Source organism: bacterium 336/3 (assembly GCA_001281695.1).
Classification (GTDB): domain Bacteria; phylum Bacteroidota; class Bacteroidia; order Cytophagales; family Thermonemataceae; genus Raineya.
Genome location: LJIE01000001.1, coordinates 932723 through 948808, shown reverse-complemented (window position 1 = coordinate 948808; position 16086 = coordinate 932723). Strand labels below are relative to the sequence as shown.

The 16086-nt window shown below is 31.5% G+C and carries 17 protein-coding genes and 1 pseudogene; 10 read left to right on the top strand and 8 right to left on the bottom strand.

Features of this window, described 5'->3' with window-relative positions:
* The first annotated feature begins 91 nt into the window (after positions 1-91).
* Genes AD998_04445 through AD998_04430 form a run of 4 tightly spaced genes read left to right on the top strand, consistent with a single transcriptional unit; the run spans position 92 to position 4464 of the window.
* Positions 92-1486, top strand: a complete 1395-nt coding sequence (locus AD998_04445; protein KOY85502.1) for a hypothetical protein — start codon at positions 92-94, stop codon at positions 1484-1486.
* Positions 1487-1515: 29 nt separating this feature from the next.
* On the top strand, positions 1516-2691 hold the full coding sequence (locus AD998_04440; protein KOY85501.1) for a hypothetical protein: 1176 nt from the start codon (positions 1516-1518) through the stop codon (positions 2689-2691).
* A 29-nt stretch (positions 2692-2720) separates the two neighbouring features.
* The gene (locus tag AD998_04435; protein ID KOY85500.1) at positions 2721-3998 is read left to right on the top strand and encodes a dihydroorotase; all 1278 of its coding nucleotides are present in this window, start codon (positions 2721-2723) and stop codon (positions 3996-3998) included.
* The gene (locus AD998_04430; GenBank protein ID KOY85499.1) at positions 3979-4464 is read left to right on the top strand and encodes a hypothetical protein; all 486 of its coding nucleotides are present in this window, start codon (positions 3979-3981) and stop codon (positions 4462-4464) included. Before AD998_04435 ends, AD998_04430 begins: the two co-directional genes overlap by 20 nt.
* Before the next feature lie 25 nt (positions 4465-4489).
* Here AD998_04430 and AD998_04425 read toward each other — a convergent pair whose 3' ends face one another.
* The 5 genes from AD998_04425 to AD998_04405 all read right to left on the bottom strand — a co-directional run bounded on the left by AD998_04425 (position 4490) and on the right by AD998_04405 (position 8118).
* On the bottom strand, positions 4490-4978 hold the full coding sequence (locus AD998_04425; GenBank protein ID KOY85498.1) for a N5-carboxyaminoimidazole ribonucleotide mutase: 489 nt from the start codon (positions 4976-4978) through the stop codon (positions 4490-4492).
* Positions 4972-5481 carry a hypothetical protein gene (locus AD998_04420; GenBank protein KOY85497.1) on the bottom strand — a complete coding sequence of 170 codons (510 nt, stop codon included), beginning with the start codon at positions 5479-5481 and terminating at the stop codon, positions 4972-4974. Before AD998_04420 ends, AD998_04425 begins: the two co-directional genes overlap by 7 nt.
* Positions 5482-5487: 6 nt before the next feature.
* Complete coding sequence (locus tag AD998_04415; protein KOY85496.1) at positions 5488-6846, bottom strand: hypothetical protein; 1359 nt, start codon at positions 6844-6846, stop codon at positions 5488-5490.
* 61 nt (positions 6847-6907) lie between these two features.
* On the bottom strand, positions 6908-7636 hold the full coding sequence (locus AD998_04410; GenBank protein KOY85495.1) for an ABC transporter permease: 729 nt from the start codon (positions 7634-7636) through the stop codon (positions 6908-6910).
* A 125-nt stretch (positions 7637-7761) separates the two neighbouring features.
* Complete coding sequence (locus AD998_04405) at positions 7762-8118, bottom strand: 50S ribosomal protein L19 (protein KOY88051.1); 357 nt, start codon at positions 8116-8118, stop codon at positions 7762-7764.
* Positions 8119-8273: 155 nt separating this feature from the next.
* Here AD998_04405 and AD998_04400 point away from each other — a divergent pair, with 155 nt between their 5' ends.
* Both AD998_04400 and AD998_04395 read left to right on the top strand, forming a co-directional pair.
* Positions 8274-8666: a hypothetical protein gene (locus tag AD998_04400; GenBank protein KOY85494.1), complete on the top strand. Its 393-nt coding sequence runs from the start codon at positions 8274-8276 to the stop codon at positions 8664-8666.
* A 17-nt stretch (positions 8667-8683) separates the two neighbouring features.
* Positions 8684-9118, top strand: coding sequence for a ribose 5-phosphate isomerase (locus tag AD998_04395; protein KOY85493.1), 435 nt, complete (start codon positions 8684-8686; stop codon positions 9116-9118).
* A gap of 627 nt (positions 9119-9745) precedes the next feature.
* Here the strand turns inward: AD998_04395 and AD998_04390 are convergent.
* The 3 genes and pseudogenes from AD998_04390 to AD998_04380 form a co-directional block, all read right to left on the bottom strand.
* Positions 9746-10042: pseudogene (locus AD998_04390) on the bottom strand (hypothetical protein).
* Complete coding sequence (locus AD998_04385) at positions 10039-11430, bottom strand: hypothetical protein (GenBank protein KOY85492.1); 1392 nt, start codon at positions 11428-11430, stop codon at positions 10039-10041. The pseudogene AD998_04390 and the gene AD998_04385 overlap by 4 nt, the downstream one beginning before the upstream one ends.
* Complete coding sequence (locus AD998_04380; GenBank protein KOY85491.1) at positions 11408-12958, bottom strand: hypothetical protein; 1551 nt, start codon at positions 12956-12958, stop codon at positions 11408-11410. Before AD998_04380 ends, AD998_04385 begins: the two co-directional genes overlap by 23 nt.
* 98 nt (positions 12959-13056) lie before the next feature.
* Between AD998_04380 and AD998_04375 the strand changes: the two genes are divergently transcribed.
* The 4 genes from AD998_04375 to AD998_04360 all read left to right on the top strand — a co-directional run bounded on the left by AD998_04375 (position 13057) and on the right by AD998_04360 (position 16081).
* The gene (locus AD998_04375; protein ID KOY85490.1) at positions 13057-13365 is read left to right on the top strand and encodes a hypothetical protein; all 309 of its coding nucleotides are present in this window, start codon (positions 13057-13059) and stop codon (positions 13363-13365) included.
* 165 nt (positions 13366-13530) lie between these two features.
* Complete coding sequence (locus tag AD998_04370; GenBank protein KOY85489.1) at positions 13531-14361, top strand: chemotaxis protein CheR; 831 nt, start codon at positions 13531-13533, stop codon at positions 14359-14361.
* A gap of 21 nt (positions 14362-14382) precedes the next feature.
* On the top strand, positions 14383-14994 hold the full coding sequence (locus tag AD998_04365; protein KOY85488.1) for a chemotaxis protein CheB: 612 nt from the start codon (positions 14383-14385) through the stop codon (positions 14992-14994).
* On the top strand, positions 14987-16081 hold the full coding sequence (locus AD998_04360) for a hypothetical protein (protein KOY85487.1): 1095 nt from the start codon (positions 14987-14989) through the stop codon (positions 16079-16081). The genes AD998_04365 and AD998_04360 overlap by 8 nt, the downstream gene beginning before the upstream one ends.
* Positions 16082-16086 lie beyond the last annotated feature (5 nt).

Genomic DNA, 16086 nt, shown 5'->3' with positions numbered 1-16086 from the left:
TTAAAATATTTTTTATAGATAAGATATTTTTTATAAGAGTTTTTAATTATATTAATTCCCTAAATGATATATATGCTATTCATTAAGGTCGATGAAGTTACTTAAATTTTATCATAACATTCTTAATTTAGGTGTTCATGAAGGTAAAGACGAGTTGCATAATCAACGTGTGCAACTCGTTAATTATATTTGTTTTTGGTTGATAGTTATAATTGCAGTTCATTTTACTATTGTAATTATCGCTGGCGATTTTAAGGTTTCTGTTATCCATCTCTCTGCAATTTTTTTTATTTTAATTCCTGCACTTCTACTCAACTATTTTGGAAAAACCAGTATTGCCAGATGGTTTTTCTTTTTATTTGGTTTAGCCACTACTGTTTTTTTAGCTTATTTCAATATTAATAGGCGTTTTTTTGCTGATACTCAAGTGGTAATTTTTGCTTCAGCATCTATAGGTCTATTTCTTTTTAGTGGTTACGAACTGTTTATTGCTTTTTCTGCTGCATTATCAGGTTATTTTTTTATATGGTATCTTGAGTATGAAGCATTATTAGTAGGTTTAAAAGTACCCTTCAGACAATTTACCAATCCTCTTACCACTTTCATTTTAATTTTTATAGTTTTTATTTTTTATAAGAAAGTGCGTAATCGATTTGAGAATAAAGTTTTGGCTCAAAAGCAAGATTTAGAAACCATTAATGAAGAGTTAAGGTCTCAGGCTGAAGAAATTTACATCATTAATGAAGCATTGGAAGAACAAAAAAAGCAATTGGAAGAAGCCAATGCCACCAAAGACAGACTTTTTTCTATTATTGCTCATGATTTGAAAGTTCCTTTTAGAACACTCAAGAGTATGTTCGATTTAATGGAAATTAGTGATTTGACCAATGAAGATAAAGATTTTTTTGTCAAAAAAATAAGACAATATAATCAGGATACTGCTCATTTATTGGACAATTTGTTGCTTTGGTCAAGAAATCAGATGTCCTCTGAAGCCATTAAACCTGAAAGTTTTATTTTGAATGATGAAGTAGAAAATTCTTTGGTTTTGCTTCGTGAAGTAGCCAGCAGTAAAAAAATTGTTATTCAAACAGAAATGCCCGATACATTTTCTATTTGGGCTGATATTCACATGACACAGTTTATCATTAGAAACTTACTTTCTAATGCTATCAAATTTTCTAATCCTGAAAGTAATATCATTATTCGTAGTTATCAATCAGACAATTATGGAGTATTGGAAGTAAAAGATTATGGTATTGGTATGAGTGAAGAGAAAGTTTCTAATATTTTTAAATTATCTCATGAAAGAAGCTTAGGTACAGAAAAAGAAGTGGGTACGGGTCTAGGGCTTCCCTTATGCAAAATTTATATTGAAAAAAATAAAGGGGAAATCTTGATACAAAGTGAAGAAAATGTAGGCTCTTTGTTTATTGTTAAATTTCCTTTAAACAATTCTATTCATCAAAACCCTTCACTTTTATAAAAAAATATTATTTTTACGTCTAAAATCAGATGCTTATGGAGATTCCGAACAACAAAACTACTGCATTACCCGAAGATATAAAGAATAATATGTACGTTTTAGATCATCTGTTTGATATGGAATATGGTAAAGCCTTATCTCGAGATGTTTTAAGTCTCATTGACAAAGTATATTTTCGTTCAGAAATGGTTGGTTTTGAAGAACAAGAATATCCTAAACGTAATAATCCAGACAGACCTTTGATTTTTGCAAGCAATCACTCTGGTATGGCTTTTCCTTGGGATGCTATGGTTTTTGTGAACCGAATTCATGAGCTTACCAATTATAGTTCAGATGCTATCAGAGCTTTAACAGCTCCTATGCTTTCAGCTTCTGTTTTGATGAACCCCTATCAGATTAAGTATTTTTGGAAAAAAGTTGGTGGTGCTGTGGATGCAACAACACTTAATTTTGATACTATCATGCATCAAAATGAGTATAATGTAATGATTTACCCTGAAGGCGTACCAGGTATTGGAAAAGGCTTTAACAAAAAATACCAACTTCAAAGGCTTTCTACTTCCATGATACGCATGAGTGTCAAATATAAAACTGACATTATTCCTTTTGCTGTTGTTAATGGAGAGTATATCAATCCTTATACATATAGTTCCAGTTTTATGAACAAATTGGTAAATATGCTGGGGATTCCTTTTTTACCTTTAGGACTCATCACTCCTTTTATCATTTTATTCCCTTGGATTTTTTACATGGGTTTTCCTGCAAAGCTTACATTTGTATTAGGAAAACGCATCAAACCCTATGAAATGACAGATAAGGAGTTTGAAGAAATGCATTATGATGATTTTAAGGTAATTGGTGATAAAATCCATGAACAGATGCAAGCAGAGCTTTCGGATGCAGAAAAAAAATATGGAAAGAAGCCTTATAAATGGACAGAGCATTTAAAATTGTTATTCAAAAATTTGAAGCATTTTCCTTATACAGTACCTATTGGCTGGCCTTTGTTATTTGCAGAATTTGAGCGTGTCCGTTTGAAGAAAAAAGATTTTACAACTCCTTTAAAATTAGGTTGGGGTTCTGCATTTCGTATTATTTTACAAAACCCTCTTGTTTTAGCTTACTATATTCCCATTTTAGGATGGATTCCTTTGGGCATTAAAGGTTTCAGAAAAGTAAAAGACCCTAAACCCAATCAATCATAACTTATAACTCATAATTTATAACTTTTACAATGTTTTTAATTCAATCAGCCACCATACTTGACTCTCAAAGTCCATATCATAAACAAAAGAAAGATATTTTAATTAGTAATGGGAAAATTGAAAAGATAGCAGATGTTATAGCACCTCAAAATTCTTATCAAATTATCCAATCAGATAGTTTGCACGTTTCTCAAGGTTTTGTAGATATGCGTTGTCATGTTCCTGATTTGGGTTATGAATACAAAGAAACGCTTTCTTCTGCTCGAAGTGCTGCTATGGCTGGTGGATTTACAGAAATTTGCATTTTGCCCAATATGCAACCAGCCTTAGATACAAAAGACAGTTTGGCTTATATTTTAAGAGAAAATTCATCTCATTTGGTGCAAATACGTGCCATTGCTGCTCTTACTTTAAAAAACAAAGGAGAAGATTTATCTGAAATGATTGATTTGCACCATGCTGGTGCAATTGCTTTTTCTGATGGACTACATCCAAGCCAAAATGCAGATATTATTCTGAAAAGTTTGCAATATTTACAACCTTTCAATGCCCTGCTGATTCAACGCCCCGAAGATACTTTGCTCACACGCTATGGGCAAATGCACGAAGGCATTACTTCTACCCAATTGGGGCTAAAAGGAATGCCTGCTATTGCAGAAGTATTGATGATACAACGAGATTTGGAAATATTGAGATATACCAAAGGAAAAATTCATTTTTCTTGTCTCTCTACTGCAAAATCTGTGGAGTTAATTCGGCAGGCGAAAAGAGAGGGGCTAAATGTTACTTGTGATGTATCTGCTCATCAGCTTTTCTTTACAGATGAAGTATTAGAAGGCTTTGATACAAATTTCAAAGTAAATCCTCCTTTCAGATTGGAAAGTGATAAGCAAGCTCTTTGGGAAGGCTTGAGTGATGGAACAATAGATTGTATTGTTTCAGACCATCAGCCCCAAGATATTGAAAGCAAAGATTTAGAATTTGATTTGGCTGCATTTGGTGTTATTGCTTTAGAAACTGCTTTTTCGGCTGTTATTACTCAAAATAAAATTTTGCCTTTAGAGCAACTCATTGAAAAACTTACCGATAATCCCAGAGAAATATTAGGTATTTCATCTACTCCTATCAAAGAGGGTAATTTAGTTAATATAACTGTGTGGGATAACAAAAAAGAATGGGTTTACACAGAGAAAAATATTCTTTCTAAATCTAAAAATTCGCCTTTTATTGGAATGACATTACAAGGAAAAGTTTTGGCAGTTTTCAATACAGGAAAAGCACAAACTTATGGAGCAGAAAAAGGTTAGAAAAGCGACTTCTGTAAAAGGTGCTATTACCAAAATGGCTTCGTTTTGTGCCTATCAAGAACGAAGCCAACAAGAAGTCAGGGAAAAGCTATACAGCGAATACATGCTTGATTCAGAGGAAATTGAATTTGTGATTGCAGAACTAATTGGTCAGAACTTTATCAATGAAGAGCGTTTTGCAAAAGTTTTTGTAGGGAGTAAATTCAGAGTAAAAAAATGGGGCAAACTCAAAATTAAGCAGGCTTTACGAAAATATCAACTTTCTAACTATTGTATCAATCAGGGTTTGGCTGAAATTACAGACGAAGAATATGAGAAAACGATTTTAGAGATTTTAAAAAAGAAAAACAAACAGATTTCTGAACCTATTTTTCTGAAACGCAAACAAAAACTACTTCAATATGCCACCAGTAAAGGTTATGAGATGGATATTATTTTAGATTTATTAGATGCTATTTTAGAATAAAAGCGACCACTTGTGGTCGCTTTTATCATTTTTCTATTGCTTTGATTTGTTGATTAACTTTTTCTTTCAGAGATTCTTTGAATATGACCAGTCTTTCATAAAGCTCTGAATTAGATGTGGCTAAAATTTGAGCAGCCAAAATTCCTGCATTTCTTGCTCCATTTAGAGCTACCGTAGCCACTGGTACGCCCGAAGGCATTTGAAGAATAGAAAGAATAGAATCCCACCCATCAATAGAATTCGAAGATTTTACAGGAACTCCAACAACAGGAAGAGATGTAAGAGATGCTACCATGCCTGGTAAATGAGCTGCCCCTCCTGCTCCTGCAATAATGACACGCAAACCTCTTTCGTAAGCTGTTTTGGCATAATCGAACATTCGTTCTGGAGTACGGTGAGCCGAAACAATTGTTAGTTCATACGCTACTCCCATTTCTGTCAAAAAGTCAGCAGCCTCTTGCATAACTGCCAAATCAGATTGACTTCCCATAATAATTCCTACTTGAGCTACCATATATTTGTAAACTGAATACTTCTTTTATTTGAATCGAATTGAAAAGATTTATTTTTATTATCTTTTTGCAAGTTTATAATATTGCTTTGGTCATCAAACAAATCCAACATAATGGTATTGGACAATGTATAATTTTTCAAATTATCATTAAAAGGTATCTCAAAATACACTGTTATCATATCCACACTTACTTCTTTTCCAATGTATTGTATAGTTGACTTTTTATTTTTCTTAGTAAGAACAAAATGCTCGTTGAGATAAGCCGAAAGAACTGCATCAGGGTTTCTATTTTTGCCTAAACCTCCTACACTATAACTAAGCCCTGAAAATTTAGTCAAGGCTGCCTCTGTATCATCTGCAAATAGTTTGAGAACAACTTGAAATGATTTTGATTTATTATTATAATTCATTTCAGCAAGGCTAGAATGAAAACTATGTTGGGGTTTTGCTCCCAACATAGTCATTACAAAGACAATATGATATAACTGAAATAAAATATTCATAAGTTTTTACTTCAAGAAAATATCAGAAATAATAGCAAATGCCATAAGTCCCAATAGTATGATCATACCTATTTGTTGAGCAACTTCCAAAACTTTTTCAGGAGCAGGTTTTCTACGAATCATTTCATAAAGTAAAAATACAACATGCCCACCATCAAGAGCCGGAATAGGTAAGAAGTTCATGAATGCTAACACCATAGAAAGCATCCCTGTAAGCCTCCAAAAGTTTTCCCAGTTCCAGTATTCGCCATATGCTTGAGCTATTGAGCCAAAACTTCCTAACGATTTACCAGCATCAATATCACCACTAAATATTTTTCCAAAGGCTTTGAGTTGTAAGAAAATAACCTCAAAAGCTCTGTAAGAACCTAAAGGAATGGATTCTACTAATCCATATTCCTTAGTTTTTCTTAAACTATCTAAAGTTGGTGTACTTGCTTTGATGCCTATTGTTCCTTCATCTGTTACTTGACATTTTATTTTTTTAGTTTCTTTTCCTCTTAAAACTTCAAATTCAACTGTTTTGAGTTTATTCTTTTTTAGCTCTGTCACAAACTCATCAAAATATTGAACAGACTGTCCATTAATAGATAAAAACTTATCTCCTTTCTGAATACCTGCAATTCCTGCAAAAAGCTTTTCTTCAACCTGACCTACTTCAAAAGTAGTTCGGGGCTGAGGAGAGATAAATAATTCTTTTTTATTTTTCTTTGCTCCTGCTAAGTGATTGCCTAAATCGTTTGGCAGATTTACTTTTATAATTTTACCTTCTCTTTCTACAGTATAATAAGGGTTTTGACCATAAATTACATCTGCACCAAATAAATCAGCATATTTTTCAGGCTTTATACCATTTATATCTACAATTTTATCACCTGTTTGTAATCCCATTTTCTTACCCATTTCATTGACTACTATTCCATTTTTAGCAGCACTCATGGGTAAGTATCTATCTCCATAATAGAATGTTACACCTATAAAAATCAGCATTCCGAGTAATAAGTTTACAATAATACCACCAAGCATTACTATAAGTCTTTGCCAAGCTGGTTTAGAACGGAACTCCCAAGATTCGGCTGGTTTAGCAAGAGCTTCTTTGTCCATAGACTCATCCATCATACCTGCTATTTTGACATAGCCCCCAAGTGGGAACCAGCCCAAGCCAAATTCTGTATCACCTATTTTTTTCTTCCAAATAGCAAAATTCCAAACATTTGCCATTGGGAAAAGGAAATCGAAGAATATATAAAATTTTTCTACTCTAATTTTAAACATGCGGGCAGCAATATAATGCCCCCATTCGTGCAAACCCACCAATATAGAAAGCCCCAACAAGAGTTGCCCAACCATTACAAGTACATCCATAAATGCTAAATTGATAATTAAATGTGATTTTATGATTAAATAAAAACTGCTTTATTTTTGATTATAACAACAATTGAGCCAATACATAATCGGCAAACAAAATGGCAATAGCACTCGCAGTTACAGCTTTTGTACTTGACTGCCCTACTTCCAAAGCTCCTCCTCTTGTATAATATCCTTTAAATGCTGATATGGTGGCTATTAAGAATGCAAATACAACAGATTTAATCAGTGCAAAAGTAACGTTATAGGGAATGAAACCTTGTCTTACACCTGAAATAAATTGTTCTTCTGTAACCACTCCTGTAAATACTCCAGCAATATAGCCACCCAAAATAGACAAGAATCCAGCTATAACTACTAACATTGGAAATACGATAATAGAAGCTATAATTTTAGGTAAAACTAAATAAGAAACAGAATTGATTCCCATTACTTCTAAAGCATCAATTTGTTCTGTTATTCGCATAGTACCTAAGTTACCCGCTATATTAGAGCCAACTTTACCCGCTAAAACAATACTTGTAATGGTGGGTGCTAACTCCAAAAGTGTAGTATCTCTTACAAGTAAACCTATGACAGTAAGAGGAATAAGAGGGCTGACAAGGTTATAAGCTGTTTGGATAGCTGTAACAGCTCCAATAAAAGTAGAAACAATCGTTACTAAAAAAATAGAGTCTATTCCAATATAGACACATTCATCTATTACTAAATTTACATACACTCTAAATTTTTCTCGATGAACAAATAATTGTTTCAAGAAAATTAGATACCTACCAAGTTGCTCCATTCAAAATAGTTTTATACAATAATTTTATAGAACGCAAATTTAAAAAAATAATTGATAGACAAACTATTTCATACCAAAAAAGGCTACAATTCGATTGTAGCCTTTTTTGAAGTATCTGATAAAAACTAAACTCTTTCTTTAATACGAGCAGCTTTACCCATTTTACCACGTAAGTAGTAGATTCTTGAACGGCGAACTTTACCTTTTCTTACCAATTCGATTTTATCTACCATTGGAGAAAGAATAGGGAAAATACGCTCAACACCTACACCATTAGAAACTTTACGAACTGTAAATGTTTCATTTACAGTGCTTGAGTTTTTTCTTTGGATAACAACTCCTTGGAATTGTTGGATACGTTCTTTGTTACCTTCTTTGATTTTCACATGAACATTTACCGTATCACCTGCTCTGAATTCAGGTATATCTGTACGGTTAGGAGCTAATTCAGCATCAACAGCTTGCATCAACACATTTTTCATAAATTTATAATATTTTATGATGGATTTTCTGAAATGAGGTGCAAATATAACATTGGTTTTCAAACTTTACAAGTTTTTATTAGAACTTTTTTCTAAAAACAAAAAATAAGATTTTATTAAAAAGTTATTAACTTGCAAAACTAAAATATTTAACCATGAAACGAATCCTTTTTCTATTATCTATTACTGTATTTATAGCCAATTCCTGTACTTTTAGGTCAGGTATGATGCTCAATAAGTACCCCGTTGAAGTCTTTTGGGACAAAAGTGAACCAAATAAAGTTTATGAAGTTTTGGGAAATGTAAAATTGGATAATGAGAAGTATTACTCTCGAAAATCTAAGGATGCAAGAAAAGAACTTTTAACACATTATGGAGATTTACCAAAAGGTTACAAATACGATGAAAAAGAAATCTTAATTTATCAATTAACAAGAAAAGCGAAAGAAATGGGTGCTGATGCTATTATGGCAATCAATTACCAGCTTGTGATTAGTCAAGACAAATATGGATACAATTTAAGTTGTATAGCTCTTAAGTATAAATAACATAAAATTTTACCTTTATGAAAATTGCTATTGGCTCTGACCATGCAGGCTTTGAATACAAAGAACTTATTAAAAGGTTTTTAGCTTCCAAAAATATAGAAGTTACAGATTTTGGCACAAACTCTTCAGATTCGGTAGATTACCCTGACTTCGCTCATCCTGTTGCAAATACAGTTGAAAATCAGGAAAGTAATCTTGGTATTCTAGTTTGTGGGAGTGGTAATGGGGTAGCTATTACAGCCAATAAACATAAGAATATCCGAGCTGCTCTCTGTTGGACTGTTGAGCTTGCTGAACTTGCTCGACAACATAATGATGCCAATGTTTTATGTGTGCCTGCTCGCTTTGTAAGCATTGAGGTAGCTCAAAATATGGTGAACGCATTTTTGAATACAGCTTTTGAAGGAGGTAGACACAGCAACCGTGTTTCTAAAATAACAGTTGGTTGTTAATTATATTTTCAATGGGAAATGTACTGTGTTGGCAGTTACAATTACATCATATATTTTATAACGGAGCTTTTTAGGTATGATTTGCAAAAAGTTAAATCTATCTATTACATTTACCCAAAAAGCTCCTGCAAAAAACTGATAAATTCTCCTTTTAATTCCTTTTGCCTCTTTATAATCATATTGATTTTCTTTATAACGTTCAGGATAATATTCTTTTAGCTTTTGATGAGCTTTTTGATATTGTTGTTGTCTTCTGATATAAGACTTACAAGTTATAAAGTCATCATGCCAACCAATAATACTATCATCAAAATAAATACTTATATTATTTTCTATAGCTCTTTTACCCAAATCATAATCTTCTGCATCTGTAAGGCGTTCGTCAAAGCAACCAAGTGTATAAAATATTTCTTTGGCAATAGAGCAATTTGCTGCTGTCAAAAAGAATTTATCCTTTGGTAAAGGTTTTCTATTTTCAACTTCTTTTCCCCATTTTCTACTCAAATACCCCTTGTATTTTTGAAAATCTGTTGTCATCACAGAAAAATCTTCTATAGCACATCCCATTAATATTTTGGAAGATTGTATATCCTGATAAAACTCCATATGTTTTTCAACACCATTAGATTCTAAACGCATATCATCATCTAAGAAAAGTAAAAACTCTGCTCTAGAGTCTTTTACTCCTCTATTTCGAGAACCTGAACGACCTTTATTTTCCTGAACGATAATCTTTAAACTTGGTAAGTTGAATACTTGGCTTTTTAGTATAGCTTCAGTGTTATCTTTAGAGCCATCAATCACCACAATTACCTCAAAATTTTTAAAACTTTGTTTTTCTAAAGATTTTAAAGCATTTACAATCTTATTTTGTCCATTATAAGTTGGAATAATTATACTAATTGCAGGTTTCAAAACAATTATTGATATAAGTTTTTGTCTAAAAAAATCACTTTTTTAATTCCTTTTATTTCTTCAGAATTTGCAAGTGCTGGTCTTCGTTCTATAGCCGTAAATGTAAATACTGGTATAGATTGTACTATTTTTCCATTATAGAAATAGTTATGAAGGAAAAAGCCTTGTCTTACACCCAAACGATGTATTTGGTCAAATAAAAAGTTTCCTAATCCATGAAAGATAGGTTTTCCTTTATAGAACTCTACTTGTTGAACTTGGTGAGCTTGAGAGCCATATACAAAATCAGCTCCACAATCTATAAGATATTTTGTAATTCTTACTTGTGATTTTGTAGGACTATATGAATCCACTTCATCAAATTGTACAGAAACTATCACATAACTAATTTCTTTATTATTTTTTAAATCTTTAATAGTTTTAGCAACTTTTACACTATCATAGGGAGCAGCTCCAACATTATTACCACCCTTGCCAGCACATTCACGAACAGGGCAACTTTCGTTAAATCCAACAAAAGCCACTTTTTTTCCATCTTTTGTATTGATTATCAAAGGTTTATTAGCTTCTTGAGGTGTTAAACCTCCACCAAACACTTGCATTTTGTTGTTTTTATACCACTGCATGGTTTGTGTGTAAGGGTCTTTTCCATGGTCTAAATTATGATTACCTGTGAGTTCCACAATATCCACCCCCAATTTATTTAAAACCTCAAGATGTTCTGTTTTCATACAAAAACGCATACCCGAAACATATTCGCAGTTGTCTTTGGCACTTACTTCATTACTTACATGCAAAAAATCCGAGTTTTTAACCTCGTTTACAATATTAGCTATCAACCAATCCATACCATTGGCTGATGTTGCTCGCCCCATATGGCGAGTAATTGCTGTTGTGCCAGTAAGAGTAAATTTTGTAATTTTACTTTGAAATTCAAACTTTTTTTTCTCTTCTCCTAAAACATATAAATTGTATTTTTCTGGATTTTGAAAGAAGTTAATGGAATCTATTGCCAATGCTTTAAACTGAGGATTAGCATTCTCCAGATCCAAGAGTAAAATTTTTTCTTTTGCTAAAGAAGCAAAGTCTTGAATGTCCTTAAGAATTTTAGTATTTTTACAACCAAAAATTTGGCTTACTCTTTTCTGAGATTTTTCAAGTACATAAACTTCTCCTTTACAATATAAATCTTTTAATTCATTGAGTGGAATACTTGTTCTTTCTACTCCAAAACCAGTAACCGCTAAAATAGCTGTTGTTTCTTCTTGAGCTTTTTTAGCAACATTATCTTTCTGATTTTCTCCTTGCGATTGAGCACAAGATTGTAGAAACATCAATAGTAAGACACTATAAAAAATATTCGACATTTTGGTTTTATTTACTTTCTGGTTTTGCAAATTTAACTTTTGCTATGTAAAAAACATCCTCTTCTGATGTAAAAAATTTATGAGCTTTTGGATTGTATATACCTGAAACTAATATATAGTCATCATACCAACCTAATATTTGACTATTATTTGTTTTAATTTTATCATCTTTTTTGGGTACAACATTATAACTCTTTTGATAAGGAACTGTTTCATTTTCATAAATTACTTCATTTTGCTTAAATACTTTCATGTTAATTCCTTTTTCATGACATTGTAGCAAAATAGATTGTTCCTTTTGAGAAACAAATGTTACATTCTCATCTAAATAACTTTTTGTAATATCTTTGATACGAATAGCATTATCCCATAATAGTTCCCCTTGTAGATTGAAAGCCAACACAATAGCATGAACAAATTGATATGTTGGCGTTGTTGAGCCTCTCCAACCTCTATTAGCATTTGGAAGGTTCATGTACATAGGATTTGTACTCGTTACAGGTGTTGGGAATGTTGTATTATATTGATAAGCAGCATTGAACGATTCAGCTACTACAATAATCTGATTGTTATAAAATATTGGCTTGTGTAATCTGAATCTTAGTTTATAATTATAAGATTTACCTTCTTTCTTTTTTTCAATGACTCTTTCTCTTTCACGCTCTTGTCTGTTTTTTTTGGGGAAATAGACAAAAAAATTCTTCACATAATCAAAAGATTCTTGTTTGATATATGGCGTAGGTGTTTCCGGTTCGTATTTTGACCAAATCCAACCTTGTGAGTAAAAATGACTTTGCCCATCTCCATACAATCCAATTAAATAATGTTGATTATTAACAGTAATAGGTTCTAAATCAGTTGGGTATTTTTCTTTATCAAAAGAAAATTTATTTTCTGATAACTTTTTTCCATTACTTAAAACTCTTCTGATAAAAAAATCTTTATCACCCCGTTTTGATTCTTGTACAACAATATTGGCAATACTTTCTTGATGATTAACCTCTATGTTTTTAATATCATATTTTTCGTCAAAAAAAGCAGGTATGACTTTTACTGAATTATCAAAAAAGCTAAAATCTATAACTACATCTTTTCCTTTATTTTGACCAATCAGGAAAGCATTGTTACCAAAAACAACAAAACTGCTAGGTGTAAAATTAAAAGGAAGTGTCCCTCCCTTATACTCTATTTCTCCATTTTGTGTATAAACTAACAACACAAATTCTTTGTGGTTATCAGTATAAAACAATAAGTATAAATTGGTACTATCAGTATAGCTTTCTTCATAAAGCCACCTTCTATCCAAATTAAATTCTTTTTCTGTGGTTTGTTTGAGAGTAGAATCCAACGTTTTAAAATAATACGTTCTTTTTTTGGTGTTTTCAGACCAAGTTTCTTTCTCTCCAAATAAAATCATTTTCTTTTCTTTGATAAGTGGCAACATTTCAAAGGTATAATCCAGTTTTTTGGGTATTTTTTGTTCAAATCGGCTATCTTCGTGCAGTTGAGCAACTGATAAAAATGGTAATAAAAATAGTAAGAATAAAGTATATCTCATAATTACAAACTTTTTGGAAGCTAATATAATAAATTTTGTTCAAACTTTGTAAATAAAGTCATTTTATAGTAATTTTGTTACATTATATTTTTTGACAAATGGGTTTAAATCACAAATCTCGTAAAGCTGATACTTATACTATGAAAGAGGCTATTGATGCTCTTTTAGACTCTTATAAATTACGTACAAAGCTCGATTCAACACAAATTGTACAATCTTGGTCTGATATTATGGGGTTACCTATTGCAGAAAAAACAACTACTATTTTCATTAAAGATAAAGTTTTGTGTGTGAAGATTATTTCTGCACCCTTACGCAATGAACTTCAAATGAGTAAAGATAAAATCATATATCTCTTGAATCAGAAGTTTCAATACGATGTTATTAATGATATAACCTTTCTATAAAACTTACATCAGCCAACAAGTGGCAAGGTATTTGATTTTACTATATCAGTAAGTTTTAGTAAAAGTTTAAAGATACATTAAAAGCAAATCTTCCTGAGGTTTGCTTTTTTATTTTGAAAATTCATAAAACCCTCTTATTTTTATTCAAAAAATAGGCTGATAGGTATGTTACAGCAAGAAATAGAGATTAGTGAACTTCGTCTAATTACGGACCTCATTAAACAAAAATATGATTACGATTTTGGTAATTATGCTATGTCTTCTTTTAAGAGGCGTGTTGCTCGTGTGTTGGAACTCTATAAAATGGACAGTGTATCTACATTGTTGAGAAGATTAGATATAGATGCTAAATTTTTTAAAGAATTTTTAGCAGAAATCACGGTAAATGTGACCGAAATGTTCAGAGACCCAACCTTTTGGGTTGAACTCAAAGCTCATATTATTCCTCACATCAGACAAAATAACGAAAAGTTTTCCATTTGGCATGCTGGCTGTTCTTCTGGAGAAGAAGTTTATTCCATGGCTATTTTACTTGAAGAAATGGGAATTTTGGATAATGTGAAAATTGTAGCCACAGACATAGACCATGTTATTTTAGATAAAGCAAGAGAAGCCCATTATCATATCAAGAACATGGAAGTCAATAAGAAAAACTATGCAACTTTTGGAGGAGTTTACAACTTAGAAAATTATTATAGAGAAGAAGGTGGAAAAGCTGTAATGGACCAAAATTTAGTAAGAAATGTAGAATTTAGAGAGCAAAATCTTGTAACTGGTTCAGCTTTTAGCAAGTTCGACTTGATTCTTTGCCGAAATGTCATGATATACTTCAATCAAACCCTTCAAAATCAGGTACTAAAACTATTTCATGAAAGTTTGCATAAATACGCTTATTTAGCTATTGGCTCTAAAGAGTCATTGATATGGTGTGAGTTGGCAAATAAGTTTATTGTAGTAAATAATGAAGAAAAAATTTATAAGAAAATTAGGGACTAATTTGGTGAGTGTTTTAAAATAATGAATATCAGTCTTACAAAAAGCAAATATAATCTTAGCAATCAGTACAAAGCCATTGTAATAGGTGGGTCGGCTGGAAGTTTTCAGGTAATTAGTAAAATTTTACAAAATTTACCCGAAGACTTTCAAGTTCCTATTATTATGTGTTTGCATAGACTCAAAGATGTAAGAAATGGATTTGTAGAAGCTCTGAATATCAAAAGTGCCAAACTGATAGAAGAACCTGAAGACAAAGAGCAAATCAGAAAAGGGAAAATATATTTAGCTCCAGCCAATTATCATTTAGGTTTTGAATTAGGAAATACTTTTTCAATCTCTACTGAAGGAATGTTTAATAATTCCAGACCAGCCATTGATATTACATTCACAACAGCAGCTTATGTATTTCGTAATAAACTAATTGGCATTCTACTTTCAGGGGCAAATAAAGATGGAGCTTTGGGCATGAAAAGAATTGCAGAAAAAGGTGGATTAACTATCATTCAAGAACCTTCAGAATGTCTGATTGATACTATGCCAACCTCTGCATTAAAAGAAACTGCCATTGATTACATACTTACTACAGATGAAATTTTAGATTTCCTCAATCAGCTACACTATCATTATGTTTAGACTATTTTTATTCCTTGTATTTTATCTATTTCTTGAAGGAGTATATGCTCAAAACTTCTCTATTGTTCAAAATATAGCAAAACTTAAGGATAATATTCAAGAAAAAATGCATCTTGATGGAACAGACAAGTTTTCTCCAAAAGCAGATGCTTTCTACATTCATAGTTTTGGTTATATTGTAGTAATTAATGATAACAGTCGTCATTTAGAATATCGTGATTTTCAATTAGAAGATTTTATAGAGCCCACTCCAAATATCAAAAATAAAAAAGAGTCCACTAATCCTAAAAAAGAGCTTCTACTCAAAACTCAAAAAACTATTGCTTTTGATAATGAATATAATGATAAAAAAATTAGAAATTTAATACTTGAAAGTATGGATGTAGCTGAATTAGAAGCACATCAGTCTATCCGAATGATATATTTTGAAAGCCAAATAGATACTTTTAACCTTAGGAAAAAAGATGCTAAAGGAAATTTAGTAATTCGTCCAAAAGCATCTTGGGAGCTTTCTAAGAAAGAATTTGATATATTCAAAAATGGTAATTATAGTAAAGATGAGCTTCTAAAAAAAATACAAAAAAATATTCTCTCTAAAGAAGATTCTAAAACCACATTAGGGAAAAAGATATTTGGAGTTATTCCAAACGATGTTATCCAAACTATTGCTGATGAAGACCATATTCAGTATGGTAGCATAAGACAACATTATTATTTTCAGAATTCAGGAATTTATTATATTGACTATCTTTACTTCTCAGAAGATAGTTTCTTCTATTCTGAAAATAAGAAACAAGATTTTAATGAGAATTTAGCTTTATTTCAAGCCAAAATAGAACATTCGAGCAAAGAGTCTTTGATGTATTATAGTTATATTTTACTTCCCCAACTAAAACCCAACGAGAGTATAACTTGGTACATACAATTTGAGTTGAATAAAAAGAAGATAGAATATATAGAAGGTATCCCAACCAAAGTCTTTAATTTCATAACTATCAGCATCAATCAATCTACTATAGAACTTTATCATTCAAAAAAAATCAGTTTGGAAGATGCTATGAAACAAATAAAAATTTCTAAATATTGATTTCA

Coding starts and splice junctions, on each gene's coding strand:
- AD998_04445 (KOY85502.1), top strand. CDS start 92: ATGAAGTTACTTAAATTTTATCATAACATTCTTAATTTAGGTGTTCAT.
- AD998_04440 (KOY85501.1), top strand. CDS start 1,516: ATGCTTATGGAGATTCCGAACAACAAAACTACTGCATTACCCGAAGAT.
- AD998_04435 (KOY85500.1), top strand. CDS start 2,721: ATGTTTTTAATTCAATCAGCCACCATACTTGACTCTCAAAGTCCATAT.
- AD998_04430 (KOY85499.1), top strand. CDS start 3,979: ATGGAGCAGAAAAAGGTTAGAAAAGCGACTTCTGTAAAAGGTGCTATT.
- AD998_04425 (KOY85498.1), bottom strand. CDS start 4,978: ATGGTAGCTCAAGTAGGAATTATTATGGGAAGTCAATCTGATTTGGCA.
- AD998_04420 (KOY85497.1), bottom strand. CDS start 5,481: ATGAATATTTTATTTCAGTTATATCATATTGTCTTTGTAATGACTATG.
- AD998_04415 (KOY85496.1), bottom strand. CDS start 6,846: ATGGATGTACTTGTAATGGTTGGGCAACTCTTGTTGGGGCTTTCTATA.
- AD998_04410 (KOY85495.1), bottom strand. CDS start 7,636: ATGGAGCAACTTGGTAGGTATCTAATTTTCTTGAAACAATTATTTGTT.
- AD998_04405 (KOY88051.1), bottom strand. CDS start 8,118: ATGAAAAATGTGTTGATGCAAGCTGTTGATGCTGAATTAGCTCCTAAC.
- AD998_04400 (KOY85494.1), top strand. CDS start 8,274: ATGAAACGAATCCTTTTTCTATTATCTATTACTGTATTTATAGCCAAT.
- AD998_04395 (KOY85493.1), top strand. CDS start 8,684: ATGAAAATTGCTATTGGCTCTGACCATGCAGGCTTTGAATACAAAGAA.
- AD998_04380 (KOY85491.1), bottom strand. CDS start 12,958: ATGAGATATACTTTATTCTTACTATTTTTATTACCATTTTTATCAGTT.
- AD998_04375 (KOY85490.1), top strand. CDS start 13,057: ATGGGTTTAAATCACAAATCTCGTAAAGCTGATACTTATACTATGAAA.
- AD998_04370 (KOY85489.1), top strand. CDS start 13,531: ATGTTACAGCAAGAAATAGAGATTAGTGAACTTCGTCTAATTACGGAC.
- AD998_04365 (KOY85488.1), top strand. CDS start 14,383: ATGAATATCAGTCTTACAAAAAGCAAATATAATCTTAGCAATCAGTAC.
- AD998_04360 (KOY85487.1), top strand. CDS start 14,987: ATGTTTAGACTATTTTTATTCCTTGTATTTTATCTATTTCTTGAAGGA.